Origin of the sequence: Actinomycetospora termitidis (assembly GCF_030286555.1) — a bacterium.
Classification (GTDB): domain Bacteria; phylum Actinomycetota; class Actinomycetes; order Mycobacteriales; family Pseudonocardiaceae; genus Actinomycetospora; species Actinomycetospora termitidis.
This window is the reverse complement of sequence record NZ_JASVWF010000002.1, coordinates 614,499-639,696: the sequence shown is the minus strand read 5'-3', so window position 1 is coordinate 639,696 and position 25,198 is coordinate 614,499. Positions and strand designations below refer to the sequence as shown.

The following is a 25,198-nucleotide window of genomic DNA, read 5'->3' as shown; positions in this document are numbered from 1 at the left end:
GATCATCTCATCACCTGGTGAAGTATTGGTGAGCGGCCTGGTACACCTGGTCCGTGCTGAACCTCCTCGACGAGTTCGTCACCGGCTGGGTCGACGACCCCCTCGCCGGGTTCGCCGTCGGGACCTTCGGGGCGATCGCGGAGTTCCTGCGCCCGCCGGGTGCCACCGTCACCGTGGAGCACCGGCCCGGCCGGCACACCGCGGTCTGCGACGAGGGCGCGCTCCGGCTCGACCTGCACCACGGCACGCTGTCCCCGCGCGCCTGGCGCCGGCCGGTGGGCACCGACGACTGGACCCACGCCGTCGCCCTCTGCCTGCCGGGCGATCGCGCGGCGGGCCCCGGGCGGACGGCGGTCACCGTGCTGGGCGACGACCCCGACCCGCTCGTCGCCCCGGGCACCCTGGTCGACCTCGGTCTCGGTGTGGGCCACCTCGAGCCCTGCGTCCGGACGACGGACCGGGCCCTGATCGAGCGCTGTGAGCAGGCCGCGGCCCTCGACGGTGAACTCGTCGGCGCGATCGTGGCGAGCGGTGCGACCCGGGTCTTCCGGACGGCGGTCGCGCGGATCGAGGTGTGCACCCCGATCCCGCCGCCGGACGGGGAGAGCCCGCTCGGGCCGCACACCCACCTGCTCCCGGACCTCCTCGCGCACCGGCGGACCCACGCCGCGACCGATCCGATCCCCGACGTAGAGGTCCCCGTCGCGTCGGTCTTCCCGCCGCATCCACTCCGGGACGCCCTCGGACGGGCGCACCCCTACGACCCCGACGCGGACGCGGCGTTCGAGGCCGTGCTCGAGGCCTTCGGCGACCCCGACGAGCTCGTGGCCACCCGCGACGCCCGCGCCGGCGGACCCGCACCCGCCGTCATGAACGCCGCACAGCGTCGGGGTCGTCGGGTCGGAGGTGCGCTCCGCGCTACCGACGAGACGGGGAGCTGACGTCCGCCTCGCGCCGCTTCACCATGACCCGGTCCGAGAAGGTCTCCGTCGCCGGCATGACCGCGTTCGTCCTGCTGCTGCACGTCGTCGGCTGGGGCGTCCTGGCGGCCTTCATCGCCCCGAACCACTACGACCTCGGCGACGCCGGCGTCTTCGGCCTCGGGCTGGGCCTCACCGCCTACCTGCTCGGCATGCGGCACGCGTTCGACGCCGACCACATCGCGGCGATCGACAACACCACACGGAAGCTCCTGGCCGACCGTCGCGAGGACGAGGGTCGGCCGCGACCGCTCACCGTCGGGTTCTGGTTCTCGCTCGGCCACTCGACGATCGTGTTCGTCCTCGTGCTGCTGCTCGGCCTCGGCGGCCGCGCGGTCACCAGCGAGATCGGCGACGACGACTCGCCGCTCAAGGTGATCGGGGGCCTCATCGGCACCGCGGTCAGCGGCGTGTTCCTCGTCCTGATCGGCGTGATCAACCTCGTCGTCCTGCTGGGCATCGTGCGGATCTTCCGGCGTATGCGCCACGGGGACTACGACGAGGCCGAGCTCGAGCGCCACCTCGACGAGCGCGGCTTCATGAACCGCTTCCTCGGCCGCGTGACGAAGGCCGTGCGCCGGCCCGCGCACATGTATCCGGTGGGCGTGCTGTTCGGCCTCGGCTTCGACACCGCCACCGAGGTCTCGCTGCTGGTGCTCGCCGGCGGCGCGGCCGCAGCGACCCTGCCGTGGTGGGCCGTGCTGATCCTCCCGATCCTGTTCGCGGCCGGCATGAGCCTGTTCGACGCGCTCGACGGCGCGTTCATGTGCTTCGCCTACGGCTGGGCGTTCATGCGCCCGGTCCGCAAGGTCTTCTACAACATCACGATCACGTCGTTGTCCGTCGTCGTCGCCCTCGTGATCGGCCTGGTCGAGCTGATCTCCATCCTCACCGACCAGCTGCAGATCTCCGACGGGCCGCTCGCCTGGATCGCGAACCTGCCCCTGGACGACGTCGGGTTCTGGATCGTCGGACTGTTCGTCGTCGCCTGGGTCGTGGCCCTGCTCGTGTGGAGGTTCGGCCGGGTCGAGGAACGGTGGGAGAGCAGGCTGCGCTCAGTCGAGGCGGATTAGGTAGGTGTCCATGATCCAGCCCTTGCGCTCCCGCAGGTCGGCCCGCGTGGACAGGATCTCGGCGCGCACGTCGCCCAGCCGCCCGCTGATCAGCGCCTCGTCCGGCGTGCCGAGGTAGGCGCCCCAGTAGACGGTCGCGTCGTCGGGCAGGGCGTCGACGCCGTGCTGGTCGGCGCCGTCGAGCATGACGACGAGGTCGGCCCGCTCGGCCGGCGTCCCCGCAATCACCTGCCGTGCGGGGGTGACGACGGCGGGTCGGCCGGTCCGCGTCATCGTGACCCGGTGGGCCGCGGTGAGCGCCGCCGGCGCCCCGATCCCGGGGATGACGGTCCACTCGATCGCCACGTTCCCGCGCTCGACGATCCGCTCGACCGTGTCCACGGTGCCGTCGTAGATGCCAGGATCACCCCAGGCCAACAGGGCCACCGACCCGCCGTCGGGAACCTCGGTGGAGATCAGCTCCTCGTAGAGCGCGAGACGCTCGTCGCGCCACTCCTGCGTCGTCTGCAGGTAGCGGCCCTCCTCGGTGGTGCCGCGCTCGCGGTGGGCGTCCTGACGGCGGACGACCCGGGCCTGCGGGGCGAAGCGCTCCGCGATCGCGGTCCGCGCGTCGGTCAGCTCGTCGGCCTTCCCCCGCTTGTGCAGGAGCAGGACGACGTCGACCTTCGCAAGCGTCTCGACGGCGTCGAGCGTGAGGTGGCCCGGCGAGCCGGCCCCGATCCCGACGACGTGGACCGTGCGGCTCACGCCTCCGCCTTCGCGGCCTTGGCTTCCTTCGCCGCCTTCTTCTGGGCCTGCTTGAAGTCGCGGACCTCGGCGAGGGTGACCGGGTCGACGACGTCCGCGATCGAGCGCCGCGAGCCCTCGTCGCCGTAGTTCCCGGCCGCCTCGCGCCAGCCGTCGGCGTCGAGTCCGAGCTGCTTGCCGAGCAGAGCGGTGAAGATCTTCGCCTTCATGTCGCCCCAGCCGGGGAGCGCCTTGAGGCGTCGGAACACGTCCCGACCGTCCGCGGCCTCGGTCCAGATGCGGGTGACGTCGCCGCCGTAGTCCTCGACGATCGCCCGGCACACGGCCTGGACGCGCTCGGCCATCGACTTCGGGTACCGGTGCAGCGCGGGCGGGCCGGTGAATGCGGCGACGAGCGCGTCGTGGTCGTAGTTCGCGATCTTCTCGGCGGTGATCTCACCGATCCGGTCGGTCAGCAGCGCGGGCCCCGCGAAGGCGCGCTCCATCGGGAACTGCTGGTCGAGCACCATGCCGATCAGCAGCGCGAGCGGGTTCTCGGAGAGGACCCGGTCGGCGTCCGGGTCCTGGGCGAGGGTCAGCTGCGGGGACACGACGCTCACTGTAGGGGCTTGCGGAGGACCGCGAACCGGAAGTCGTCCCCGCGCGGGAACCCCACCCCGGGCTCGCCGTACGGGAACGGTCGCGTCTCCCCGGTGCGGACGTACCCGCGGCGCTCGTACCAGGCGATCAACTCGGCGCGCCGGTCGATCACGCACAGCTCCATCGTCGTGGCGCCGGCCTGCCGGGCGTGCTCCTCGGCCGCGGCCTGCAGGACCTTCCCGAGGCCCGTCCCCTGCGCCGACGGACGGACCGCGAACATCCCGAACGACGCCGTGTCCTCGCCCGCCCGGTGCGTCACCGCGCAGCAGCCCTCGTGCTCACCGGCGACGAACAGCGAGATGGCCGGGTTCCGCAGGTCCTCGGCCAGCAGCTCCAGCGTGGTGCGCGGCCCGTCGATCAGCTCCGCCTCGGTGGTCCAACCGACGCTCCCGCCCTCACCGCGGTAGGCCGCGTGGATCAGTTCGAGGAGGGCCGGGGCATCCTCGGCGACGGCGGGACGGATCGTGAGCGGGGCGCTGGTCACGGGTGCAGTCTGCGCTCATCCGCGCCACCGACGGAACGCCATACCGGGCGTTGCGTCGCGCACACGGCTGGGCCGGGCCGCGTCCGGCCGCACAGGCGTTGCGTCGCGCACACGGCTGGACCGGGCCGCGTCCCGACACACGAGCGTTGCGTCGCGCACACGGGCGGGTGGGGCTCCGGCGAGAAGGAGCGGATTCGAGGGCCGGGCGTTCGGATCCGCTACATCTCCGCCGGCCGTCCACGCCGCGCCGGCCAAGATCTCGTCGAGCGGATCGAACAGGGGCGCGGACCGATCGGTCCGAGGGGCCGGATGAGATCTTGTCGTGACTCCGGGCCGGACGACGGTCGAGGTCGAGGACGTCCCGCCTCCGCCGTGTGCGCCACGCAACGTGGCCTCGCCGGGACACGAACCGCTCCAGCCGTGTGCGCCACGCAACGACGGCGCCGCCGTCGGAACGGCGCGGCCTCGGGCGGCGCTGGGTTCACGAGAGCCGTGTCCGGTGCACAGGAATCCTGTGCGCCAGACACGCCGGTCGCAGACCTAGCGCCGAAGTCGCGGACCCGAGGCCCGGGCGTCCGGATCTGCTACGAGGCGGCCCGCTCGAGCTGGCCCAGGCCCCGGTCGACGTCGGCGGCGGAGCGCTTCACAACGGGCAGTCCGCGCAGGTACAGCGCGACACCCCGACGGCGGATCGCGAGCGAGACCCGCTGCGTGACGAAGGGGTGCCGCAGCATCGCGCGCACGATGTTCCGGCGGGTCGCCGGCCGGCGACGACCGCGCATCGTCGCGACGAACGCCGTCTCCAGCCCTCCCTCGTCCGAAGCCCGCCGCAGCACCACCGTCGCCGACAGCGTCTCCCCCGGCTCCGGCACCTTCATCCGGTACTCGCCGTCGACCGGGAAGAACGGCGAGACGTAGAACTCCTTGTCCACGCGGGCACGCCCGGCCGCGTCGACGTCGAGCAGGTAGTGGTGCCGCCCGCCGTAGGTGTTGTGCACCTCGGCGACGACCTCGGTCAGCTCGCCGGTCGCGGAGTAGGCCCAGTACAGCGAGATCGGGTTGAAGACGTACCCGAGCGTCCGCGGGTGCGCGAGCATGAGCACGCGCGCCGGGCGCGCGCGGCCCCGAGCCGCCAGGAAGGCGTCGACGTTCTCGCGGATCGAGTGGTCGGGGTCGCCGAGGTGGTCGGCGCCGCGGAAGGACACCCCCGGGAACGACGGCAGGTCGTCCAGGTCCACCAGCCACAGGGACATGCGGTGGGTGAACGCATCGGACAGGGTCTGCGTCCGCCGGTGCTCCACCAGCACCTCGTAGAGGGAGGTCACCACGCCACCCCGAGCGAGGCGGCCGCCCGCACCCCGGAGGCGCAGCCGTCCTCGTGGAACCCCCACCCGTGGTAGGCGCCCGCGAAGGCGATCCGCCCGTCGTTCAGCCCCGGCAGCTCCCGCTGCGCCGCGACCGAGGCCGGGGTGTAGGCCGGGTGCTCGTAGTCCATCCGCGCGATGACCGTCGCGGGGTCGACCCGGTCGGTCGCGTTCAGCGTGACGACGTAGGTCTCCGGTCCGTCGAGGCGCATCAGCCGCGTCATGTCGTAGCTGACCAGCACCCGGTCCTCGCCCGGGACCCGCAGCAGGTTCCACGAGGCCCGCGCGCCGGGAGCCTGCGGGAGCACCGAGGTGTCCGTGTGCAGCCAGGTCTCGTTCGCCGAGTACTCGAAAGCGCCCAGAACGGCGGCCTCGGCAGCCGTCGGGGCGGCCAGGAGGGACAGCGCCGTCGGCGCGTGCGTGGCGATCACGACCCGGTCGAACGCGTGCACGACGTCCGAGTCGTCGCGCACCTCGAACCCGGCGCCGACCCGCGTCACGGACCGCACCGGCGTCGACACCTCCACCGCCGACAGCCCCTTCGCGGCCTTCTCCACGTAGCGCGCCGACCCACCGACCACGGTCCGCCACTGGTGCGAGCCGCCCACCGAGAGCAGCCCGTGGTTGGCGAGGAAGGCGAACAGGTAGCGCGCCGGGTACTGCATCGACAGCTCCGCGCCCGACGACCACACCGCCGACACCACCGGGACCGCGAACGTGTCCACGAAGTAGCGGGAGAACCGGTGGACCCGGAGGAACTCGCCGAGCGTCACGTCCTCGTCGAGGTCGGTGCGCCCCGCGAGCACCCGGCGGGCGGCGCGGTGGAAGCGCAGGACCTCGGCCAGCATCCCGAGGTGCCGCGGGTTCACGACGTTGCGCCGCTGCGCGAACAGTCCGGCCGCCCCGCGGGCCCCGGCGTACTCCAGGCCCGTCGACTCGTCGCGCACGCTCATCGACATCTCGGAGTCCTGCGTGGCGACGCCGAGCTCGCCGAAGAGCCGGATCAGGTGCGGGTAGGTCGCCGCGTTGTGCACGATGAACCCGGAGTCGACGCTGACCGTGTCCAGGTCGTGGGTGTGCGCGTGCCCGCCGAGGCGCGGCTCGGCCTCGAACAGCGTCACGTCGTGCGCCCGCTGCAGCACGTAGCCGGCGGTCAGGCCGGAGACACCGGCCCCGATCACGGCGACACGATCACGGGGCACGGGCGCTCCTCAGGCGTTCAGCGGGACGGACAGGCCCTCCGGGGCACCGGCCGTCATCGCGTTCGCGACGGCGGGTTCGAACGGTTCGAGCCCGAGCGCGGCCAGCGCGAACCGCGCGACCAGCCCGTGCCACTCCCCCGCCCGGCGCAGCATGGCGTGCCCGTCGCCGTGCACGTCGAAGCGGGCCACCCGGTCGCTGATCGTCGACACCCGGCGCGCGAACCACAACGAGGAACGCGGATCGGTCATCCGCTCCCGGTCGCCGTGCGCGACCAGCAGGGTCTGCCCGCGCAGGTGCTCCCACGGCTCGTCGCGCCCGATCCACGGCGCGAGCGCAGCGATCCCGACGACGTTCGGGTCACCGCCCACCCGCAACGCCGCCCGCGCGCCCATCGAGTGCCCGACGAGCACGATCCTCACGTCCGGCCCGAGCCGACCCCGGACCTCGTCGAGAGCCCAGCGGGCGTCGACCACCGGGTCGAGATCCGGCTCGTTCCAGCCGCGGACCCGGTAGCGCAGCAGGTCGGTCTCCACCCCGCGCCGCGCGCCGACCCGCGCCACGGCCTGCCCGAACGGCACCATCCGGACGTGCGAGAGCAGGAACCCGCCGGCGCCCTGGTGGCCGTCGGGACGCCCGCCGTGCAGCACCAGCACGACACCGGCGCGTCCGTCGCCGCACGGGGAGGCCGGTTCGAGGCGGGGCAGACTCACCCCTCCATCCTGCGTGCGTTCACGACGACGGGTGACGGATGCGGCTGAGGTGCGGGTCACCTCCGAGGACGATCGAGGACGGGGAGGTCCCCGTCGTACGCGCGGGCCGTCGCGTGCCGCCCGATCGTCGCCGCGAGCCCGGCGAGGTCGTGACCGTCGAGGCCCGGCCAGCCGTGCACCCGGTCGCGCCACTCCGCCCGCAGCGACGACCCACCGTGCGCGGCTCCGAGGAGCGCCCCGGCGATCGCGGCGACCGTGTCGGTGTCCCCGCCTCCGCGGACCGCCGCGAACAGTCCGTCCTCGGGGCCCGACGACCGCGCCACCGCCGCCCACGCCCCCTGCAGCGCGGCGACCACCCAGCCGTTGCTCGACCCGTAGGCCGCAGGGTCGAGCCGGGCCGCCTCCTCGAGCCGGGGGATCCAGTGCCGGGCCGAGTCGTCGCGCAGGTGGTGCATCCGGGACGTGACGTCGAGCCTGCCGTGCAGGACGGCCGCGTCGATCGCCAGGCACCAGATCGCGCAGGCCTCTCCCGCCTCCGGGTCCCAGTGCGTCAGCACGCTGACCGCCGTCGCGGCCTCCACGATCGCGACCGGGTCACCGAGGTGGGCGAGGGCGACGGGGCCCGTCCGCATCAGTGACCCGTTGCCGCCACTGCGCCCCGTACGCCGGTGCACCTCGAGGGCGCGCAGCCGGAGCCGGTCGGCCGAGCCCGGTCCCGGCTCCTGCCCGCGGAGCACCGACGCCGTCTGCGTCCCGACGTCCGCGGGCCCCTGCCGGTACCACCCGATGAAGCCGTCGGCGATCGCGTCCAGGGCCTCGTCGCTGCGCAGGTCCACCCCGGTCGCGGCGACCTGCGCGATCACCGACGCCATCTCCGTGTCGTCGCTCCACTGGCCGGGCGCGTACCCGCCGAGACCGCCGCCGAGCATCGCGGGCTCACCGTCGAGTCGCCGGGTGCCGTACTCGTAGGGCACGCCGAGCGCGTCACCGACGGCGCCACCCTGCAGCGTGCCGACGATGCGGTCCACGTGCTGCTCCAGCGTCATCCGCGTCTCCCATTAGCTCGTTCCTGCGCTAATCAGGATAAGAGCACGTCTGCGCTAACCTGTCCAGCGTGTGGCGCGACGAGACCGGCCGGAGCCTGGCGGACTACCCGCACCCGTCGGTGGCCGTCGACGTCGCCCTCCTGAGCGTCGTGGACGGGGCCCTGCACGTCGCCCTGCACCGCCGGGACGGGCACGCGGCCGGCGAGCTCGCGCTGCCCGGGACCTTCGTCCGGATCGACGAGACCCTCGCCGCCGCCGCGCTGCGGGCCCTGCGCGAGCACCTCGGGATCACGGGTCGGTCGCCGGAACAGCTGCGCGTCTTCGACGACCCCGCCCGCGACGACCGCGGCCGGGTCCTCGCCGTGGCCCACGTGGACCTCGTGGGCGCCGACGTCCTACCGGCCGGGACCGAGACCGCCGCCGTCGATCGCCGCCCGACGCTCGCCTTCGACCACGACGCCATGGTCGCGGCGGCCGCCGAGCACGTCCGGGCCCGGCACCGCCGCGAGCCGGACCCCGCGGGACTGCTCGACGCGGAGTTCACGCTGGCCGAGCTGCAGGGGCTGCACGAGGCCGTGCTGGGCGGACCGCTGCCCAAGGACACCTTCCGACGGCACGTACTCGCCGACCTCGAGCCGACCGGCGGGGTCCGCACGGGCACCGTCGGGAAGCCCGCGCGCCTCTATCGCCGGACCGCCTGATCGGCGACCTGCTCCTCGTCGACGAACTCGAGCAGGTCCCCGGGCTGACAGTCGAGCACCCGGCACATGGCCTCGAGGGTGCTGAACCGGACGGCCCGGGCCCGGCCGTTCTTGAGCACCGCGACGTTCGCCGGCGTGAGCCCGACCAGCTCGGCGAACTCGTTCACGCCCATCTTGCGGCGGGCGAGCTCGACGTCGATCCGGACGACGATGGGCATCAGATGACCGTCTCGAGGTCGGCGCGCAGCGCGGTGGCGTCGCGCAACAGCCCGCGCATCACCACGAGCAGCAGACCCACGACGGCGCCGATCACCAGGACCACGAGGAGCGCGAGGGCGTTGCCCGGGTCGTCCGCCCGACCGACGGCGACGCCGCCCGCGAGGAGCAGGACCAGCCAGGCCGCGCCGACCGCACCGATCATGGCGTCGACCCACGGCAGCGCGGCCCTCCGGAAGATCCGGCCGTCGCGCACCAGACCGAGGAGCCGCCAGGTGCACACGACCACGACCTGCAGGCACAGCACCCAGAACACCGACAGCGCGGTGAGCGGCCATCGCCAGGGGACCGCCCCCGGGTCGGTCCGAGCCAGATGCGCGAACTGGCCGGGCAGGGAGAACGTCTGGAGCACCACCAGGAGCACGAACAGGGCGACGAGGAGCCCTCGTAGCACGTGGACCGCACGACGATCGAGCGACATCGGTCGACTGTCGCGCGTCATCGATCGATTGTCGATACCCCCAGCCGGGTCGAACCGGGAGAGGTCGTCGGACGAACAGGGACCGAAACCCGCCGTCCGGAAGGAATCGCGCCCATGAAGGCCGGAGACACCGCGCCCGACTTCTCGCTCGCCGACGACACCGGGACGCCCCGGACGCTCTCGGAGCTGCTGACGAACGGGCCGGTGGTCCTGTTCTTCTACCCGCTGGCCAGCTCGGGCGGCTGCACGCAGGAGAGCTGCCACTTCCGCGACCTGGCGTCGGAGTTCGCGCAGGTCGGGGCGCAGCGGGTCGGCATCAGCGCGGACTCGGTGGAGAAGCAGCACACGTTCTCCGAGGCGAACTCGTTCGACTACCCGCTGCTCTCCGACCCGGGGGGCGAGGTCGCCAAGCAGTTCGACGCGAAGCGCTCGTGGTTGCCGGTGCTGCCGATCAAGCGCAAGACCTTCGTCATCGACACCGACCGCACCGTGCTCGAGGTGATCACCGGGGAGATGAAGTTCGACGAGCACGCCGACTCGGCGTTGGCGACGCTGCGCAAGCGCGCGGCCTGACCCGGCGGCCCCCGCCCTCAGGTGGCGCGGGCGGGGGCACTGCCGGGCGGCAGCGGGAAGAAGCCGGACGTCCGCTCGACGTACTCCGCGTACCCCGGGCGGTCGGACATCGACTTCTCGGTGAGCTCCTTGCCGGTGACACCGATGAGCAGGTAGCTCATCAGGGCCGGCCCGACGATCGTGATCAGTCCGGCCGGGTGCCCCACGGCGACCAGGAAGATGCCCCACCAGACGCAGAAGTCGCCGAAGTAGTTCGGGTGCCGGGTGTAGCGCCAGAGCCCGGAGTCGAGGACCTTCCCCTTGTTCCGCGGGTCGGCCTTGAACCGTGCGAGCTGCGCGTCGCCGACGGACTCGAAGAAGAACCCGACCAGCCAGACCAGCGCGCCGAGGATCAGCACCGCGGACACGGTCGAGTCCCGCACCATGGCGGCGAGCACCGGGAGCACGACGACGAGCTGCACGCCGGCCTGCGTCAGGTAGACCTTCCGCACGACGGTCCAGGTGATCGCGCCCGGCGGATGGTCCTCGCCCAGCATCGCGGTGTAGCGCGGGTCCTCGCCCTTCCCGTGGTTGCGCCAGGCGATGTAGCCGCCCAGCCGCAGCCCCCAGATCACGGGCAGCAGCAGGGCGACCAGGCGGACGGCGTCGTTCCCGACGCCGAGCAGGCCCGAGGTCACGTAGGCCGCCACCGCGATCAGCGCGAAGCCCAGGCCCCACGTCACGTCGACGATCGAGTGCCTGCCCATCGCCCGCGCCAGCAGCAGCGTCACCGCGAAGGTCACGACGACGACGCCGGCGGCGACCGCCAGGAGGATGCCGGCGGCCGCCCAGTCGAAGCTCACGGGACCGAGATACCCCCGGGCTCGAAGGACGAACGCGTCGCCGGCATCCCCGAGCGCCCCGTCGCCGTGGGGCGCGCCAGCAGGATCTGGTCGACGCCCATCCGGTTCTCCTCGAACGCGAGCGCGGCGCCCACCAGGTAGAGCCGCCACATGCGGGCGCCCCGCTCCCCGGCCAGCGCCACCGCGCGGTCCCAGTGCGCCTCGAGGGTCGCGATCCAGGCCCGGCACGTCGGCACGTAGTGCTCCCGCATCACGTGGACGTCGCGGACCTCGAGACCGGCCCGCTGCAGCAGGGTCAGGGTGTCCCCGACCGGCCGCATCACCATGTCAGGGGTCACGTAGGTCTCGATGAACGGCCCGCCGCCGGGGTGGTCGCCGGGGCGGCGGGACATCTGCTGGACCAGCGCCCGCCCACCCGGGCGCAGGGCCCCGACCAGGATCGAGGCGAACGTCGGGTAGTTCCCGTCGCCGACGTGCTCGCCCATCTCGATGCTGGACACCGCGTCGAACTCGCCGTAACCCTCGATCCGCGCGGGGACGTCGCGGTAGTCGACGAGGTCCACCTGCACCTTGTCGGCCAGGCCCTCGGCCCGGATCCGCTGATTGATGTGGTCGCGCTGCTCGGTCGCGATCGTCACGCCGCGGACGTGCGCGCCGAAGTGCCTGGCCGCGTGGATCGGCAGCGAACCCCAGCCACAGCCGACGTCGAGCAGCGTCGAGCCCGGCCCGAGCCCGAGCTTGCGGCAGATCATGTCGAGCTTGGCGTCCTGCGCGGCGCGGAGGTTCTCCGGCGTGACCTCGGCCCCCAGGTCGGTCCAGTACCCCGACGAGTAGGCCATGTTCGGGTCGAGGAGCAGCTCGTAGAAGTCGTTGCCGGCGTCGTAGTGGTGCGCGATGACGGCCCGGTCGCGCAGCTTCGAATGCAGCTTCGCGAACCGCGGCAGCCGGATCGCCTCGGGCGGCGGCGCGGGCCGCGGCCCCAGCAGGCCGAGCCGGGCGGCGCTCCCGAGGAGGCCGGGCAGCTCGCCGATGCCCGGCCGGCGCGGCCGCACGGCACCGTCGCGGACGAGGCCCCACATCGCGGTGAGTCCCTCCTGCAGGTCGCCCTCGACGTCGAGGTCGCCGGAGACGTAGGCGTGCGCCAGCCCCATCTCGCCCGGCTGCCACAGCAGGCGCCGCAGGGCCCGCCGGTGGTTCAGGACGACGACGGGTGCGCCCGACTCCCGGGTCGCGCCGGCCTCGCTGCCGTCCCACGCCCGGATCCGTACGGGCAGCGTCCCGTCCACGAACCTCGCCGCCGCGCGGACCACCGTCGATGCTGCGCCTGCCATCCGTCCTCCGATCGCGTCCCCACCGTCCCCGAGGATCATCGCGGCCGGGCGCCGGACGGTTCGACGACCGCCGTGGGAGAACTACTCATGCGGGCCGCGCGGAGGACAGGACATGATCCGGGGCATGTCCTCCCAGGCGCCGCAGCCTCCCCTTCCCGACGAAGGCCCCTCCCCGCTGGCCGCGCCGGCGCCCGACCCCGCCGCGCCCACCCCCGCCCGCGCCCCGGCGAAGGACGACTACCCGCCGCCGCGGCCCCACCCGCGGGTGCGCCGGGTCGCGCAGGGGCACGACCGGCGCCCGCCGGGCCGGCCGATGCGGCTCTGGCGCAAGCTCGCGATCTGGATCCTCTACGCCCGACGCGACCGCGGATTCGGGTACGGGTTCGCCATCGACCTGCTCTGGCCGGTCCTCATGGCCGTGGCGCGGTGGGACTTCCGCGGCGGGCGGCACGTGCCGCGCGAGGGCGGCGTGCTGCTCGCGGTGAACCACCTCGCGCACGTCGACCCGATCACGATGGTCGCCTACTGCATGGCGCAGGGCCGGGTGCCGCGGTTCCTCGCGATGAAGGAGCTGTGGGGGATGAAGGTCGTCGGCTCGCCGTTGCGGGGCGGCCGGCACATCCCGGTGGACCGCAAGGCGTCCGGCATCGAGGCCTACCGCGCCGCGGTCGCCGCGGTGGAGCGCGGCGAGTGCGTCGTGGTCTACCCCGAGGGCGGGTTCCCGCAACACTCCGACGGCTGGCCGCAGAAGGCGCACACCGGCGTCGCACGGATGGCCCTCGCAACGGGCGCACCGGTGATCCCGGTCGGCCAGTGGGGGTCGAACCACCTGATGCCCCCGACCGGGGTCAAGCTCCGCCTGTTCCCCCGCGCGACGCTGCGGGTCCTGGCCGGCGACCCGGTGGACCTCTCCGACCTGGTCGGGCGCCAGGGGCAGCGGAAGGCCCTGCAGGAGGCGACCGACCGCATCATGGGACGGGTCACCGAGGAACTCGCGACCCTGCGCGGGGAGGTGCCGCCGGTGGCCGGACCGACCACCGACGGCACGCCGACTACGTCGGGTTGACCTGCTTCTGCATCACCTCGACGACGCTGGGGTCGACCAGCGTCGTGGTGTCGCCGAGCTCCTCGCCCTCGGCGATGTTCTTGAGCAGGCGGCGCATGATCTTGCCCGATCGGGTCTTGGGCAGGTCGTGCGCGAAGATCAGCTCCGCCGGACGGGCCAGCTTGCCGATCTGGGTGGCGACGTGCTCGCGCAGGGTCTGCTTGAGCTCGTCGTCGCCCTGGTTCTCCCCGACCAGCGAGACGAACGCGACGATCGCCTGCCCGGTGTCCGGGTCACGCCGCGCCGCCACCGCGGCCTCGGCCACCAGCTCGTGCTCGACCAGCGCGGACTCGACCTCGAAGGTCGAGATGCGGTGCCCGGACACGTTGGTCACGTCGTCGATGCGGCCCATCAGCATGATGTCGCCGTCGTCGTCGTACTTCGCCCCGTCGCCCGCGAAGTAGGCGTCGGAGTACTTCGACCAGTAGGTGTCGCGGTAGCGCTCGTCGTCCTTGTAGAGCCCGCGCATCATGCCCGGCCACGGCTGCGTCAGGACGAGGTTGCCGGGCTGGTTGAGCCCCAGGGCGTTGCCCTCGTCGTCCCGGATCTCGGGCTTCACCCCCGGGAACGGCTGCTGCGCCATGCCGGGCTTGAGGGTGGTGATGCCGGGCAGCGGCGTGATGAGGATGTGCCCGGTCTCGGTCTGCCACCAGGTGTCCATGATCGGTGCGGAGCCGCCGCCGACGTACTTGCGGTACCACTCCCACGCCTCGGGGTTGATCGGCTCACCGACGCTGCCGAGGATTTTGATGGACGACAGGTCGCGGGACTGGGCGTACTGCTCGCCCCACTTCATGTGCGAGCGGATCGCGGTCGGCGAGGTGTAGAGGATCGTCACCCCGTACTTCTCGATGATCTTCCACCAGACGTCCTTGTCCGGGTAGCCGGGGACGCCCTCGTAGAGCACCGAGGTCAGGCCGTTCGCGAGCGGCCCGTAGGTGATGTAGCTGTGGCCGGTGATCCACCCGATGTCGGCGGCGCACCAGTAGACCGAGTCGTCCTTGACGTCGAAGACGAGGTTGGTCGTGGTCGTGACGCCGGTGAGGTAGCCGCCGGTGGTGTGCACCACGCCCTTGGGCTTGCCGGTCGAGCCCGAGGTGTAGAGCAGGAAGAGCAGGTCCTCCGCGTCCATCGGCTCGCACGGGCACGACGACGGGTCGTCGTCGAGGTCGGCGACCAGGTCGTCGTAGTAGACGTCCCGGCCGTCGGTCATCGGGACGTCGCCGCCGGTCCGCTTGACCACCACGATCTTCTCGATCGTCGTGTCCGCGCTCAGCCCGTCGTCGGCGTTCTTCTTCTGCGCGCCGGCCTTGCCGCCGCGCAGCGCCTCGTCCTGGGTGATGAGGACCTTGGCGCCGAAGTCGGTGCAGCGCTCGTCGACGGCCTTGCCGGAGAACCCGCCGAACACCACGGTGTGCGGCGCGCCGATGCGGGCGCACGCGAGCATCGCGACGACGGCGTCGGGGATCATCTGCATGTAGATGCCGACCGCGTCGCCCTTGCCGACGCCCAGCTTCTTCAGCCCGTTGGCGAACTTCACGACCTGGCGCTGCAGCTGCGCGTAGGTGATGTCGTGCGCGTCGGCCGAGTCCGACCCGTCGTCGGGCACGACGTGCAGGGCGACCTTGTCGCCCTTCCCGCCCTCGACGTGGCGGTCGACGCAGTTGTAGCAGGCGTTGAGCTTCCCGCCGACGAACCACTTCGCGTAGGGCAGCTGCCAGTCGAGGACGGTCTCGTACGGCTCGAACCAGTCGATGCGCTGCTTCGCCTGCTCGTCCCAGAACTCCTCGAGCCCCTGTTCCTTCATCTCGGGGCGGGCGTTGGCGGTCTTGGACAGCTCGGGGTCCGGGGGGTACTGGTTGCCCTGACTCGAGCCCTGCTCCGACATCCGCTGGCCTCCGGTTCCTCGTGACTCCACTGACCGGGGTCGGGCACGGCGACAGCGCTGTGCGCAGCGTCACCACGGCGACCCCGTCGGGCAACCCTGCCACGATCGACGCGGCACGGTCCCCTCTCACTGGACGGGCGTGTTCCCCTTCGTGGTCGAGTGCAACCGGTCACACCGGACCTTCCGGCGGGTGGACCGATCCACCGGGACAGACTGGGCGGTGTGATCGATCGACTCCCGGAGGTGGCCGCCCGGCTCGCCCCGGTGTTCCGTGCCGCGGGCTTCACCGTCGACGGCGTCGCCGAGGCCCTCGGCGCCGAGGCCGGGGCCGCGCTGGACCGCGGCGAGCCCGAACCGGCCCGACGGAGCCTTCCCGACGCCGGCCCGTTCCCCGTCCTGGTGCGCCTCTTCCTGCTGTCGGAGGCCGTGACGCCCGACGAGGCGACCGCGGCGTTCGCGCCGGTGAGGGTCGACGAGCTGGTCGACGCCGAGCTGCTGCGCCGCACCGACGGCGGGATCGCCGCCGGGCTGGACCTGCGCCCGCACGCCGACGAGCACGGGTCGTGGTGGGTCCTCTCCGACCTCGACCACGGCGCCGACAAGGCGACCGAGCACGTCCTCGGCGCCGGGGCCGCGTCGATGTCGCTGGCCCGCGCGACCGTGCGGCGCGAGGTGGGCACGCTGCTCGACCTCGGCGCCGGGTGCGGGGTCCAGACCCTGCACTGCTCGGGGCACGCCGCGTCGCTCACCGCGACCGACGTCTCCGAGCGCGCCAACACCCTCGCCCGGGCGACCTTCGCGATCTCCGGGGTCGACGTCGAGGTGCTCACCGGCCCGTGGTGGGAGCCGGTCGCCGGCCGGCGCTACGACCAGATCGTCTGCAACCCGCCCTTCGTGCCCGGCCCGCCCGCCGTCGAGCACGTCTACCGCGACGCCGGCCTCGGCGGCGACGGCGCCTCCGCCCTGCTCGTGTCCTCCCTCCCCGGCTTCCTGACGCCAGGTGGGGTCGGGCAGCTGCTGGCCTCCTGGCTGATCACCGGTGCGGACCTGGCGGCCGCCGAGGAGCCGGGCACCGGGTGGCAGGCGCGTCCACGCCGCTGGCTGGCCGACGCCGCGGCGGCCGCGGCGCCCGGCGGACTGGACGCGTGGGTCGTGCAGCGCGACGTCGCCGACCCCGCCCTGCACGTGGGCACGTGGCTGCGGGACGCGGGCGTCGACCCCGCCTCGCCCGCCGGGCGCGCACGGACCGCGGAGTGGCTGGACTTCTTCGCCGCGCACGATGTGGTGGGCATCGGCTTCGGGTTCGTGACGCTGCGGCGGACCGGGGGCGGCGGCACGGTCGTGTGCGAGGACATGCGGCAGGCGATCGGCGACCCGCTCGGCGGGGAGGTCGAGGCCTGGCTGGACCGGGTGGCGTGGCTCCGGGGGCACGACCTGCTCGACGAGCCGCTCGTGGCGCCCCCGACCACCGCCCTGGAACGCGGCTACACCGGCGACGACGAGGGGTGGCGGCGCATCGGCGGCACCCTGGTCCGCCTCGACGGCCCGCAGTGGCGCCACGACCTCGACGACCTCGGCGAGGCCCTGATCGCGGGCTGCCGCGGGTACCTGCCGCTGTCGGACCTCCTCGGGCTGCTGGCGGTCGCCCACGGCCGTGACGTCGACGAGCTCACCGCGGCCGCGCTGCCCGTGGTCCGGGAACTGTTCCTGCACGGCCTGCTGGTGCCGCGGACGCCGTCGTGAAGGCCGTCGTCGCCCGGGTGACGCGGGCCTCGGTGACGGTGGACGGCGCGGTGGTCGGTGCGCTCGACGGCCCGGGCCTGCTCGTCCTGCTCGGCGTCCACCGGGACGACCCGTCCCGCGACGACGCGCCGGCCGCGACGATGGCGCGCAAGCTGCACGAGCTGCGGATCCTGGACGGGGAGCAGAGCTGCGCGGACACGGGCGCCGGACTGCTCGTCGTGAGTCAGTTCACGCTCTACGGCGAGACGCGGAAGGGACGACGACCATCGTGGTCGGCGGCCGCACCGGGACCGGAGGCGGAGCGGGTCGTCGACGCGGTGGTGGCCGAGCTGCGCACGCGGGGTGCGACGGTGGCCACGGGCGTGTTCGGCGCGGACATGGCGGTGGAATCCGTGAACGACGGGCCGTTCACCGTGCTCGTCGAGGTCTGAGGGCGGCGGTTGTCGCGCGATGACCCGAACCACGCGTCAGGACCGTCACAAGCGGCTATCCGCGACGGAGCCCGGCGCGCGGGAACGATCGCGCGCCATCGCGCGTTCGACCATGTGACGCGGCGCGCCAGACCAACGCCGCGCAGGGAGGATTTCATGACGGCGACACTCGCCCCGCAGGTCGAGTCGACCCCCGACGGCGCCGAGACCTCCGAGAGCACCGAGTCCACTGCTCTGCAGACCGAGGCCGAGATCCAGAGCGACCTGGATGCCCAGAGCCCGGCTGCCGACCTCGTCCGTGTGTACCTCAACGGTATCGGAAAGACCGCGCTGCTGACGGCCGCCGACGAGGTGGAGCTCGCGAAGCGCATCGAGGCCGGCGTCTACGCGGCGCACCTGCTGGAGACCGAGGACCTCGAGCCCGCCCGGGCCAAGGACCTCCGCCTGGTGGCGCGCGACGGCCTGCGGGCCCGCGCCCACCTGCTGGAGGCCAACCTGCGGCTGGTCGTCTCGCTGGCCAAGCGCTACACCGGCCGCGGGATGCCCCTGCTGGACCTCATCCAGGAGGGCAACCTCGGCCTCATCCGGGCGGTCGAGAAGTTCGACTACGCCAAGGGCTTCAAGTTCTCGACCTACGCGACGTGGTGGATCCGCCAGGCCATCACCCGCGGCATGGCCGACCAGGCCCGCACCATCCGCCTGCCCGTCCACCTGGTCGAGCAGGTCAACAAGCTGGCCCGCATCAAGCGCGACCTGCACCAGACCCTCGGACGTGAGGCCACGAACGAGGAGCTGGCCGAGGAGTCGGGGCTCGCGGTGGAGAAGGTGGCCGACCTGCTCGACCACAGCCGCGACCCGGTGAGCCTGGACATGCCGGTCGGGTCCGAGGAGGAGGCCCCGCTCGGGGACTTCATCGAGGACGCCGAGGCCACCGACGCCGAGTCGACGGTGATCTCCGGGCTGCTGCACGACGACATGCGGCGGGTCATCGCGACGCTCGACGAGCGCGAGCAGAACGTGATCCGGCTGCGGTACGGCCTCGACGACGGCCAGCCGCGCACGCTCGACCAGATCGGCAAGCGTTTCGGGCTCTCCCGCGAGCGCGTCCGCCAGATCGAGCGTGAGGTCATGTCCAAGCTCCGCGAGGGCGACCGGGCCCGCCGGCTCAAGGCCTACGCCGCGAGCTGACCGGGGGGACCCCGCCGAACGTCGGTTCGGCTGCGGACGATGCGATGGCACGGGAGCTTGACCCCTCCGTTCGGGGAGGGGCATGCTCGCGTCAGCGCAGGCGTGTGACCTGACGCACGCCGGGACGGCGGTACCGCCCCCGGCTCCCCCCACTCCGGCAGCCGATGGCGGCTGCCCTGCCACGAGGGGCCGGGACGGCCGGGGGCCGTCCCGGTTTCTCGGCCCTTCCTAGTTCTGCTCCCCCGTGAGTACGACCCGGCGCTGCCCCAGATCCGCGGTCAGCGGCAGCTCGAACGCCGGGTAGCGCAGCTCCCTCGTGCACGGCCCCGTCGAGGTGGTGGTCTGCGTGACGCGCACGGTCACCGCCTCCGGCGTCTGGTCGACGACCGTCGCGGCCGCCTCCGTGCACCCTCCCGAGCGCCCGTAGACGCCGAGCGTGCGCGGACCGCGCGACCACACCAGCGTCGGGAAGCCGGCCGGCAGACCCGTCGTCGTGACCCGGGCGGGATCGAGGGCCGTCCCGCCGGGAGGCGGGTCGGCCACCAGCGGGTCGACCGGCACGGGCGGTGTCGACGTCCCGCCGGGAGGGGCACCGGTGGGCACGGTCGGTGGCGTGCCCGGAGGAGTGTCGCCGCCACCACCGCCGCCCGGTGACCCGCACCCGGCCGCGAACAGCACGACGGTGGCCAGCAGCACGATCATCCCGACGGCACGCATCGCCCGGCATGGTCGCGCGGAACGGCACTCGGGCGCGCGCCCGTCACGCACACGGGTTACCCGCCGAGGCGTCGCGGGCCGCCGTCGCGGGGCCCCGGTGGCGGGCCGAGCACCGCGCGCACCGACGTCGGGTGCACCCCGCGTTCGGCCACGAGGACCGGGTCGAGCACGAGCGAGCGCAGCTCCGGCACGTGGTCGGCGAGCTGCCCCACGCGCAGCAGCAGGTCCTCCAGCGCGCCCAGGTCCATCGGCCGCGCACCGCGGTAGCCGTCGAGCATCGGGGCCGCCCGGGGCGCGCGCACCAGGGTGTGCGCGTCCATGGTCGAGAGCGGTGTGGCGCGGTAGGCGCGGTCGCCGAGCAGCTCGGTGACCACCCCCGCCAGACCGAACGAGACCAGCGACCCGAACGACGGGTCGTCGCGCAGCTCCACGACCACCGGCATCCCCGGCGGCACCTGGACCTGGACGTCGACCTCCGGGGACCCGGACAGGTCGGCGAGCTGCTGGTAGGCGTACGCCACCGACTCGTCGTCGGAGAGCCCGGTGCGCACTCCGGCGAGGTCGCTGCGGTGCCGCCAGGTCCGCACCACCGTCTTGACCACGACCTCGCCCCCGGACGCCGACGCCCGCAGCGCCGCGGCGGCCTGCACCGCCTCGTCCTTCGTCCGGGCACGCCGGAACGGCGCGACCCGGATGCCGACCCGTCCCAGCAGGTCCGCGGTCTGGTCGTCGTCGAGCACCAGCGCGGTCTCGATGGGGCCCAGTTCGTCGACGAACGCGCGGGCCGCCGCGAGGTCACAGCCCGGCGGCACCACGAAGTCGCCGACCGGGCGCTCGAGCCACTGGGTGTAGCGCACCACCCGCGCCAGCGCGATCACGGCGCGCTCCGGGGACGGGTAGGACGGGACGCTCCCCCGCGCGGGCACGGCGGTGCCGCCGTGCTCGGAGGGCACCGCCAGGTGCTCGGGCACGCCGGAGGAGGCCAGGAACGTCGTCGTGACGGGCTTGTCGGCGCTGGTCACGACCTCGGCGAGCGCGTCCGCGTGGGCGGCGCCGTCGGTCGCGACCGGCGGGGAGAACACGATCACGAGCGCGTCGCAGGCGTCGTCCTCCAGGGCCCGCAGCGCGGCGTCCGCGAGCTCGGCCGGGTCGGCCATCGCGCCCACGTCCACCGGCGGGAACGCCAGGTGCATCCCGTGGGCGAGCGCCACGTCGGAGGCCAGCACCCCGAGCGCGCTGGAGTTGCCGACCACCCCGATCCGCGGCCCGCGCGGCAACGGCTGGTTCGCGACGAGCAGCGCCACGTCGAACAGCTCGTCGACGGAGTTCACCCGGATCACGCCGGACTGGTCGAACACCGCCGCGACCGACGCCTCCTCCAGCGGGGAGGTGCTCGCGGCGAGCCCGGGGGTCGCGTGCCGGCCGGACGCCACGGCGACCACCGGCTTGCGGCGGGCCAGCCGCCGGGCGACGCGCGCGAACTTGCGCGGGTTGCCGAAGCTCTCCAGGTACAGCAGGACGACGTCCGTGGCCGGGTCGGTGTCCCAGTACTGCATGAGGTCGTTGCCGGAGAGGTCCGCGCGGTTCCCGGCGGAGACGAACGTCGAGAGCCCGAGCCGGCGCTGCGCGGCGGCGGCGAGGATCTGGATGCCGAGCGCGCCGGACTGGCAGAAGAACCCGACCCGCCCGGGCGGCGGCACGGTCGGGGCCAGCGAGGCGTTCAGCCGGGTGGCCGGGTCCAGGTTCACGACGCCGAGCGCACTCGGCCCGACGACGCGCATCCCGCGCGCCCGGGCCGACGCCACCAACTCGCGCTGCCGGGCGATCCCGGCCTCGCCGGTCTCGCCGAACCCCGTCGTCACGACGACGAGGGCCTTGACCCCCTTGGTCAGGCACCCGTCGACGACGCCCGCGACCTCCTCGGGCGGGACGGCGAGCACCGCGAGGTCCACCTCGTCGGGGATGTCGCCCACGGTCGGGTAGGCCCGCACACCGCGGACCGACCGCGCCTCCGGGTTGACCGGGTAGACCGGGCCGGTGAACCCGCCGAGCAGCAGGTTGCGCAGCACGACGTGGCCGAGCTTGCTCTCGTCGACCGACGCCCCGACCACCGCGACCGACCGCGGGTGCAGCACGTTCGCCACGCTCCGGGCCTCGGCGGCCTGCTCGCGGGAGCGGCGCACCTCGGTGGAGCGGTCGGTCGCCGCGACGTCGAACTCCAGGTGCAGCGTCGAGCCGTCCAGGGACCGCGTCACGTCGTAGCCGGCCTGCCGGAACGTGTGCACCATCGCCCGGTTCTCCGAGAGCACCTCGGCGACGAAGCGGCTGATGCCGACCTCCTCCGCGGCCGCCGCGAGGTGCTCGAGCAGGATCGAGCCGAGCCCGCGGCCCTGGTGGTCGTCGCGGACGACGAACGCCACCTCCGCGGACGGGTCGTCCGCCCCCAGCCGCACGTAACGCCCGATCGCGATGATCTCGGTGGCGAGCCACAGCACCAGGGCGACCGAGTCGTGCTGGTCGACCTCGACGAACCGCTTGAGGTCGCGCGCCGGGATCGTCGGGTAGGGGCTGAAGTAGCGGTAGTAGCGCGTGCGCTCGGAGAGCCGGGCGTGGAAGGCCACCACGTCGTCGGCGTCGTCCGGGGTGATCGGACGCAGGTGGGCGGTGACGCCGTCCGCCGCGACGACGTCGGCCTCCCAGTGCCGCGGGTAGGGCGCGTCCGGCACCGCCAGCACCGGGGTGGTGGCCGCGTCGAGGCTCGAGACCTCGGTGGTCGACCAGGCCGGGGAAGAGCTCATGGATCAGTCCAGGACGTTCTGCGGTTCGAGGCCGTGCAGCGGGAACACCGCACGGCGGGTCTCCAGGACGAAGCGGTCGACGTCGACCTCGGTGTAGCCGCCCCAGGGCGTCCAGTCCGTCGGAGCCTCCTCCGTCATCGTCGTCGGCACCGGCCGGTTCGACAGCGTGGCGGCGTGTGACGTCCATTCCGCCGGGATCGTCCGGTCCGGGTCGACGTCCCGGTCGAGGACCGTGGCGAGCAGGTGGGTCCAGGAACGGGGAACACCGCGGATCAGGTTGTAGCCGCCCCCGCCGAGCGCGAGCCACTTGCCGCCGGCGTACTCGGCGGCGAGGTCGCGGCAGGCCCGGTAGATCGCACGGTGCCCGTCGACGGTGAGGCTCAGCTCGGCCAGCGGGTCCTCGTGGTGGGTGTCCGCGCCGCACTGGGTGACGAGGATCTGCGGCTCGAAGGCCCGCAGCAGGCCCGGGACGACGGCGTGGAAGGCCCGCAGCCACGCCTGGTCGCGCGTGCCGGGCGGGAGCGGCAGGTTGATCGCGGTGCCCGCCGCGGCGCCCTCGCCGAGCTCGGAGGCGAACCCGGTGCCCGGCCACAGCGTCCGCGGGTGCTGGTGGACCGAGATCGTCATCACGCGCGGGTCGTCGAGGAACGCCGCCTGCACGCCGTCGCCGTGGTGGACGTCGGTGTCGAGGTAGGCGATCCGGGTGTAGCCGTGGTCGAGCAGCCAGCTGATCGCGATCGCGCAGTCGTTGTAGACGCAGAAGCCCCACGCGTGGTCGCGCATCGCGTGGTGCAGCCCGCCGGAGAGGTTCACCGCCCGGTCCGCCCGGCCCTCCGCGATCTCCCGGGCCGCCGCGATCGACCCGCCCGCCACCAGCGCGGACGCGTCGTGCATGCCCTCGAAGATCGGGTTGTCGCTGGTCCCGAGCTGGTGGACGGGGTCGTCGCCGTGGCTCGGCGCCCGCCGCACGGCCTCCAGGTACGACGCGACGTGGACCCGCTCCAGCTCATCGTCCGGGGCCGGGGTGGGGATCAGCGGCTCCACGCCCTCGAGCACCCCGAGGCTGCGGGCGAGCCGCATCGTCAGGTCCAGCCGCACCGGGTGCAGCGGGTGGTCGTTCGACAGCTTGTAGGCCAGCAGGGCCTCGTCCCAGACGACCGTGGCGCGCATGCCGGTGACGCTACCGAGACGTCCCGGTCTCCACCGGCCGCTTGCCCGCCACCCAGTTCGACCACGACCCGACGTAGAGCCCCACCGGGTCCTCCGGCGGGCGGACCCCGGCGATCTCGGCGGCGAGCACGAGCATCGCCGCGCTGACCCCGGACCCGCAGTAGGCCCCCGCGACCGTCCCGACGACGGGTTCGAGCAGCCCGGCGAGTTCGGTCGCCGAGCGCCACCGGCCGTCGTCGGTCAGCAGTCCGGCGACCGGCACGTTGGCCGCGCCCGGGATGTGCCCCGCGACCGGGTCGATCGGCTCGGTCTCGCCGCGGAACCGCTCGGCGGCACGGGCGTCGAGCAGCGTGCCCCGCGCCGCGACCGAGGCCGCCGAGTCGGCGGTGAGCACCGGCATGCCGCCGCCGGCCACGTCGACGTCGCCCTGGGTGCGGACGCCGCCGGAGGCCGTCGAGGACTCCCCGCCGGCCGCGGTCCAGGCGCCGTACCCGCCGTCGAGCACCCGGACCTGTTCCGGCGCGAGGCCCGCCCACCGCAGCACCCACCAGGCCCGCGCCGCGGCCATCCCGTCGCCCGCGCCGACGCCGTCGTACACGACCACGGAGCCCGTGCGCCCGATCCCGGCCCGGCGCATCGTGGTCTGCAGGTCGTCGGGGTCGGGCAGCGGGTGGCGGCCCGCGGGCCCGGGCGGGCCGGCCAGCTCGGAGTCCACGTCGACGAACACCGCGCCGGGCACGTGGCCCGCGTCGAAGTCCGGCTCCCCGACCGGGTCCGGACGACGGCGGGTGCGCTTCTTCGGGGGTGGCGTCAGACGCCAGCGGACGTCCAGGACGACCGGGCGCCCGTCGACGCCGGCCGGTCCCCCGGCGAGTTCGGCGACCAGGTCGGCGGCGCTGACGAGCGGCCCCTGTGGGTTCGGCACCCCTCCATCGTGCCTGCCCCGGAGGTGGTGGCGTCGCTCGGTAGGATCGTCCACGGGACGGAAGGGGTGGGGATGAACGACCTCATCGACACCACGGAGATGTACCTGCGCACGATCTACGAGCTCGAGGAGGAAGGGGTGGTGCCGCTGCGCGCGCGTATCGCCGAACGCCTCGAGCAGAGCGGTCCGACCGTGAGCCAGACGGTCGCGCGGATGGAGCGCGACGGATTGGTGCACGTGGCCGGTGACCGCCACCTCGAGCTGACCCCGGAGGGTCGCGGCAAGGCCGTCTCGGTGATGCGCAAGCACCGGCTGGCCGAGCTGCTGCTGGTCAACGTGATCGGGCTCGAGTGGGAGCACGTCCACACCGAGGCCTGCCGGTGGGAGCACGTGATGAGCGACGCCGTGGAGCGCAAGGTGTTCGCGCTGCTCGGCGAGCCCGCGGTCTCGCCCTACGGCAACCCCATCCCCGGCCTCGAGGAGCTGCGGGGCGGCGTGGTCGACCTGCCCACCCGCACCCCGACCCCCGACGAGGCCGGGCTCATCCGCCTCGACGAGTTCGCCCGCGCGGGCGGCGGCAAGGTCGTCATCCGACGCATCGCCGAGCACGTGCAGCTCAACGAGCCGCTCATGGCCGGGCTCAAGGCCGCGGGCGTGCTCCCCGGCAGCGACGTCGACGTCGTCGCGATCCCCCGCTTCGGCGACGCGGTCGGCATCGGCGCGGGCGGCCGCAGCTCCGAGGTCGACCCGCTCGTCGCGCACGCCGTCCTCGTCCGCGCGGTCTGAGGCCCGGCGGGCTCCCCGTCCCGGAGCCCGTCGAGGCCGGTAGGCCAGACTCGTCGT

Annotated in this window: 25 protein-coding genes; 9 read left to right on the top strand and 16 right to left on the bottom strand. The window is 73.6% G+C overall.

Annotated elements, in window-relative coordinates:
• Positions 1–53: 53 nt before the first annotated feature.
• Positions 54–941, top strand: coding sequence for a DUF6925 family protein (locus tag QRT03_RS10935; RefSeq protein WP_286052764.1), 888 nt, complete (start codon positions 54–56; stop codon positions 939–941).
• A gap of 23 nt (positions 942–964) precedes the next feature.
• Positions 965–2,053 (top strand): Nickel transporter NicT, encoded by a 1,089-nt coding sequence (gene nicT, locus QRT03_RS10930; RefSeq protein WP_486598982.1) that lies wholly within the window; start codon positions 965–967, stop codon positions 2,051–2,053.
• Here nicT and cobF read toward each other — a convergent pair.
• The 7 genes from cobF to QRT03_RS10895 form a co-directional block, all read right to left on the bottom strand.
• Positions 2,036–2,800, bottom strand: a complete 765-nt coding sequence (cobF, locus tag QRT03_RS10925) for a precorrin-6A synthase (deacetylating) (protein WP_286052761.1) — start codon at positions 2,798–2,800, stop codon at positions 2,036–2,038. The genes nicT and cobF overlap by 18 nt on opposite strands.
• A complete protein-coding gene (locus QRT03_RS10920) occupies positions 2,797–3,390 on the bottom strand; it encodes an HhH-GPD-type base excision DNA repair protein (protein ID WP_286052760.1) in 594 nt (197 codons plus the stop codon). The genes cobF and QRT03_RS10920 overlap by 4 nt, the downstream gene beginning before the upstream one ends.
• 5 nt (positions 3,391–3,395) lie before the next feature.
• A complete protein-coding gene (locus QRT03_RS10915; protein ID WP_286052758.1) occupies positions 3,396–3,923 on the bottom strand; it encodes a GNAT family N-acetyltransferase in 528 nt (175 codons plus the stop codon).
• Positions 3,924–4,507: 584 nt separating this feature from the next.
• The gene (locus QRT03_RS10910) at positions 4,508–5,248 is read right to left on the bottom strand and encodes a DUF1365 domain-containing protein (protein ID WP_286052756.1); all 741 of its coding nucleotides are present in this window, start codon (positions 5,246–5,248) and stop codon (positions 4,508–4,510) included.
• On the bottom strand, positions 5,245–6,489 hold the full coding sequence (locus tag QRT03_RS10905; RefSeq protein WP_286052755.1) for an NAD(P)/FAD-dependent oxidoreductase: 1,245 nt from the start codon (positions 6,487–6,489) through the stop codon (positions 5,245–5,247). Before QRT03_RS10905 ends, QRT03_RS10910 begins: the two co-directional genes overlap by 4 nt.
• 9 nt (positions 6,490–6,498) lie before the next feature.
• Entirely contained in the window at positions 6,499–7,200 is a 702-nt protein-coding gene (locus tag QRT03_RS10900; protein ID WP_286052754.1) for an alpha/beta hydrolase, read from the bottom strand.
• Positions 7,201–7,256: 56 nt separating this feature from the next.
• Positions 7,257–8,246 (bottom strand): ADP-ribosylglycohydrolase family protein, encoded by a 990-nt coding sequence (locus tag QRT03_RS10895; protein WP_286052753.1) that lies wholly within the window; start codon positions 8,244–8,246, stop codon positions 7,257–7,259.
• 68 nt (positions 8,247–8,314) lie between these two features.
• Here QRT03_RS10895 and QRT03_RS10890 point away from each other — a divergent pair, with 68 nt between their 5' ends.
• The gene (locus QRT03_RS10890; protein ID WP_286052752.1) at positions 8,315–8,947 is read left to right on the top strand and encodes an NUDIX hydrolase; all 633 of its coding nucleotides are present in this window, start codon (positions 8,315–8,317) and stop codon (positions 8,945–8,947) included.
• On the opposite strand, the gene QRT03_RS10885 is transcribed toward QRT03_RS10890, so the two are convergent.
• Both QRT03_RS10885 and QRT03_RS10880 read right to left on the bottom strand, forming a co-directional pair.
• Positions 8,929–9,165 (bottom strand): helix-turn-helix domain-containing protein, encoded by a 237-nt coding sequence (locus tag QRT03_RS10885; RefSeq protein WP_286052751.1) that lies wholly within the window; start codon positions 9,163–9,165, stop codon positions 8,929–8,931. The two genes, QRT03_RS10890 and QRT03_RS10885, sit on opposite strands and share 19 nt — an antisense overlap.
• Positions 9,165–9,644, bottom strand: a complete 480-nt coding sequence (locus QRT03_RS10880) for a DUF2975 domain-containing protein (protein ID WP_286052750.1) — start codon at positions 9,642–9,644, stop codon at positions 9,165–9,167. The genes QRT03_RS10885 and QRT03_RS10880 overlap by 1 nt, the downstream gene beginning before the upstream one ends.
• Positions 9,645–9,758: 114 nt before the next feature.
• On the opposite strand from QRT03_RS10880, the gene QRT03_RS10875 reads away from it, so the two are divergent.
• The gene (locus QRT03_RS10875; protein WP_286052749.1) at positions 9,759–10,217 is read left to right on the top strand and encodes a peroxiredoxin; all 459 of its coding nucleotides are present in this window, start codon (positions 9,759–9,761) and stop codon (positions 10,215–10,217) included.
• A 17-nt stretch (positions 10,218–10,234) separates the two neighbouring features.
• Here the strand turns inward: QRT03_RS10875 and QRT03_RS10870 are convergent, their stop codons facing one another.
• Together QRT03_RS10870 and QRT03_RS10865 are read right to left on the bottom strand one after the other, a co-directional pair.
• Positions 10,235–11,059: a DUF1295 domain-containing protein gene (locus QRT03_RS10870; protein WP_286052748.1), complete on the bottom strand. Its 825-nt coding sequence runs from the start codon at positions 11,057–11,059 to the stop codon at positions 10,235–10,237.
• Positions 11,056–12,390 carry an SAM-dependent methyltransferase gene (locus tag QRT03_RS10865; RefSeq protein WP_286052747.1) on the bottom strand — a complete coding sequence of 445 codons (1,335 nt, stop codon included), beginning with the start codon at positions 12,388–12,390 and terminating at the stop codon, positions 11,056–11,058. Before QRT03_RS10865 ends, QRT03_RS10870 begins: the two co-directional genes overlap by 4 nt.
• Before the next feature lie 124 nt (positions 12,391–12,514).
• On the opposite strand from QRT03_RS10865, the gene QRT03_RS10860 reads away from it, so the two are divergent.
• Positions 12,515–13,456, top strand: coding sequence for a lysophospholipid acyltransferase family protein (locus QRT03_RS10860; protein ID WP_286052745.1), 942 nt, complete (start codon positions 12,515–12,517; stop codon positions 13,454–13,456).
• On the opposite strand, the gene acs is transcribed toward QRT03_RS10860, so the two are convergent.
• Positions 13,443–15,383, bottom strand: a complete 1,941-nt coding sequence (gene acs, locus QRT03_RS10855) for an acetate--CoA ligase (protein ID WP_286052744.1) — start codon at positions 15,381–15,383, stop codon at positions 13,443–13,445. The genes QRT03_RS10860 and acs overlap by 14 nt on opposite strands.
• 222 nt (positions 15,384–15,605) lie before the next feature.
• Between acs and QRT03_RS10850 the strand changes: the two genes are divergently transcribed.
• The 3 genes from QRT03_RS10850 (at position 15,606) to QRT03_RS10840 (ending at position 18,745) form a co-directional block, all read left to right on the top strand.
• Complete coding sequence (locus tag QRT03_RS10850; RefSeq protein WP_286052743.1) at positions 15,606–17,126, top strand: DUF7782 domain-containing protein; 1,521 nt, start codon at positions 15,606–15,608, stop codon at positions 17,124–17,126.
• Complete coding sequence (gene dtd / locus QRT03_RS10845) at positions 17,123–17,557, top strand: D-aminoacyl-tRNA deacylase (protein WP_286052742.1); 435 nt, start codon at positions 17,123–17,125, stop codon at positions 17,555–17,557. The genes QRT03_RS10850 and dtd overlap by 4 nt, the downstream gene beginning before the upstream one ends.
• A 156-nt stretch (positions 17,558–17,713) precedes the next feature.
• Positions 17,714–18,745, top strand: a complete 1,032-nt coding sequence (locus QRT03_RS10840; protein ID WP_286052741.1) for a sigma-70 family RNA polymerase sigma factor — start codon at positions 17,714–17,716, stop codon at positions 18,743–18,745.
• 228 nt (positions 18,746–18,973) lie between these two features.
• On the opposite strand, the gene QRT03_RS10835 is transcribed toward QRT03_RS10840, so the two are convergent.
• From QRT03_RS10835 to QRT03_RS10820, 4 genes are read right to left on the bottom strand one after another with little or no spacing between them, the layout of a single operon-like run.
• Complete coding sequence (locus QRT03_RS10835) at positions 18,974–19,462, bottom strand: hypothetical protein (RefSeq protein ID WP_286052740.1); 489 nt, start codon at positions 19,460–19,462, stop codon at positions 18,974–18,976.
• A 56-nt stretch (positions 19,463–19,518) separates the two neighbouring features.
• A complete protein-coding gene (locus QRT03_RS10830; RefSeq protein ID WP_286052738.1) occupies positions 19,519–22,260 on the bottom strand; it encodes a bifunctional acetate--CoA ligase family protein/GNAT family N-acetyltransferase in 2,742 nt (913 codons plus the stop codon).
• A gap of 3 nt (positions 22,261–22,263) precedes the next feature.
• Positions 22,264–23,430, bottom strand: coding sequence for an acetoin utilization protein AcuC (locus tag QRT03_RS10825; RefSeq protein ID WP_286052737.1), 1,167 nt, complete (start codon positions 23,428–23,430; stop codon positions 22,264–22,266).
• 10 nt (positions 23,431–23,440) lie between these two features.
• A complete protein-coding gene (locus QRT03_RS10820; protein WP_286052736.1) occupies positions 23,441–24,355 on the bottom strand; it encodes a sulfurtransferase in 915 nt (304 codons plus the stop codon).
• A gap of 72 nt (positions 24,356–24,427) precedes the next feature.
• Here QRT03_RS10820 and QRT03_RS10815 point away from each other — a divergent pair, with 72 nt between their 5' ends.
• Positions 24,428–25,141, top strand: coding sequence for an iron-dependent transcriptional repressor DtxR (locus QRT03_RS10815; protein WP_286052735.1), 714 nt, complete (start codon positions 24,428–24,430; stop codon positions 25,139–25,141).
• Positions 25,142–25,198: the final 57 nt, after the last annotated feature.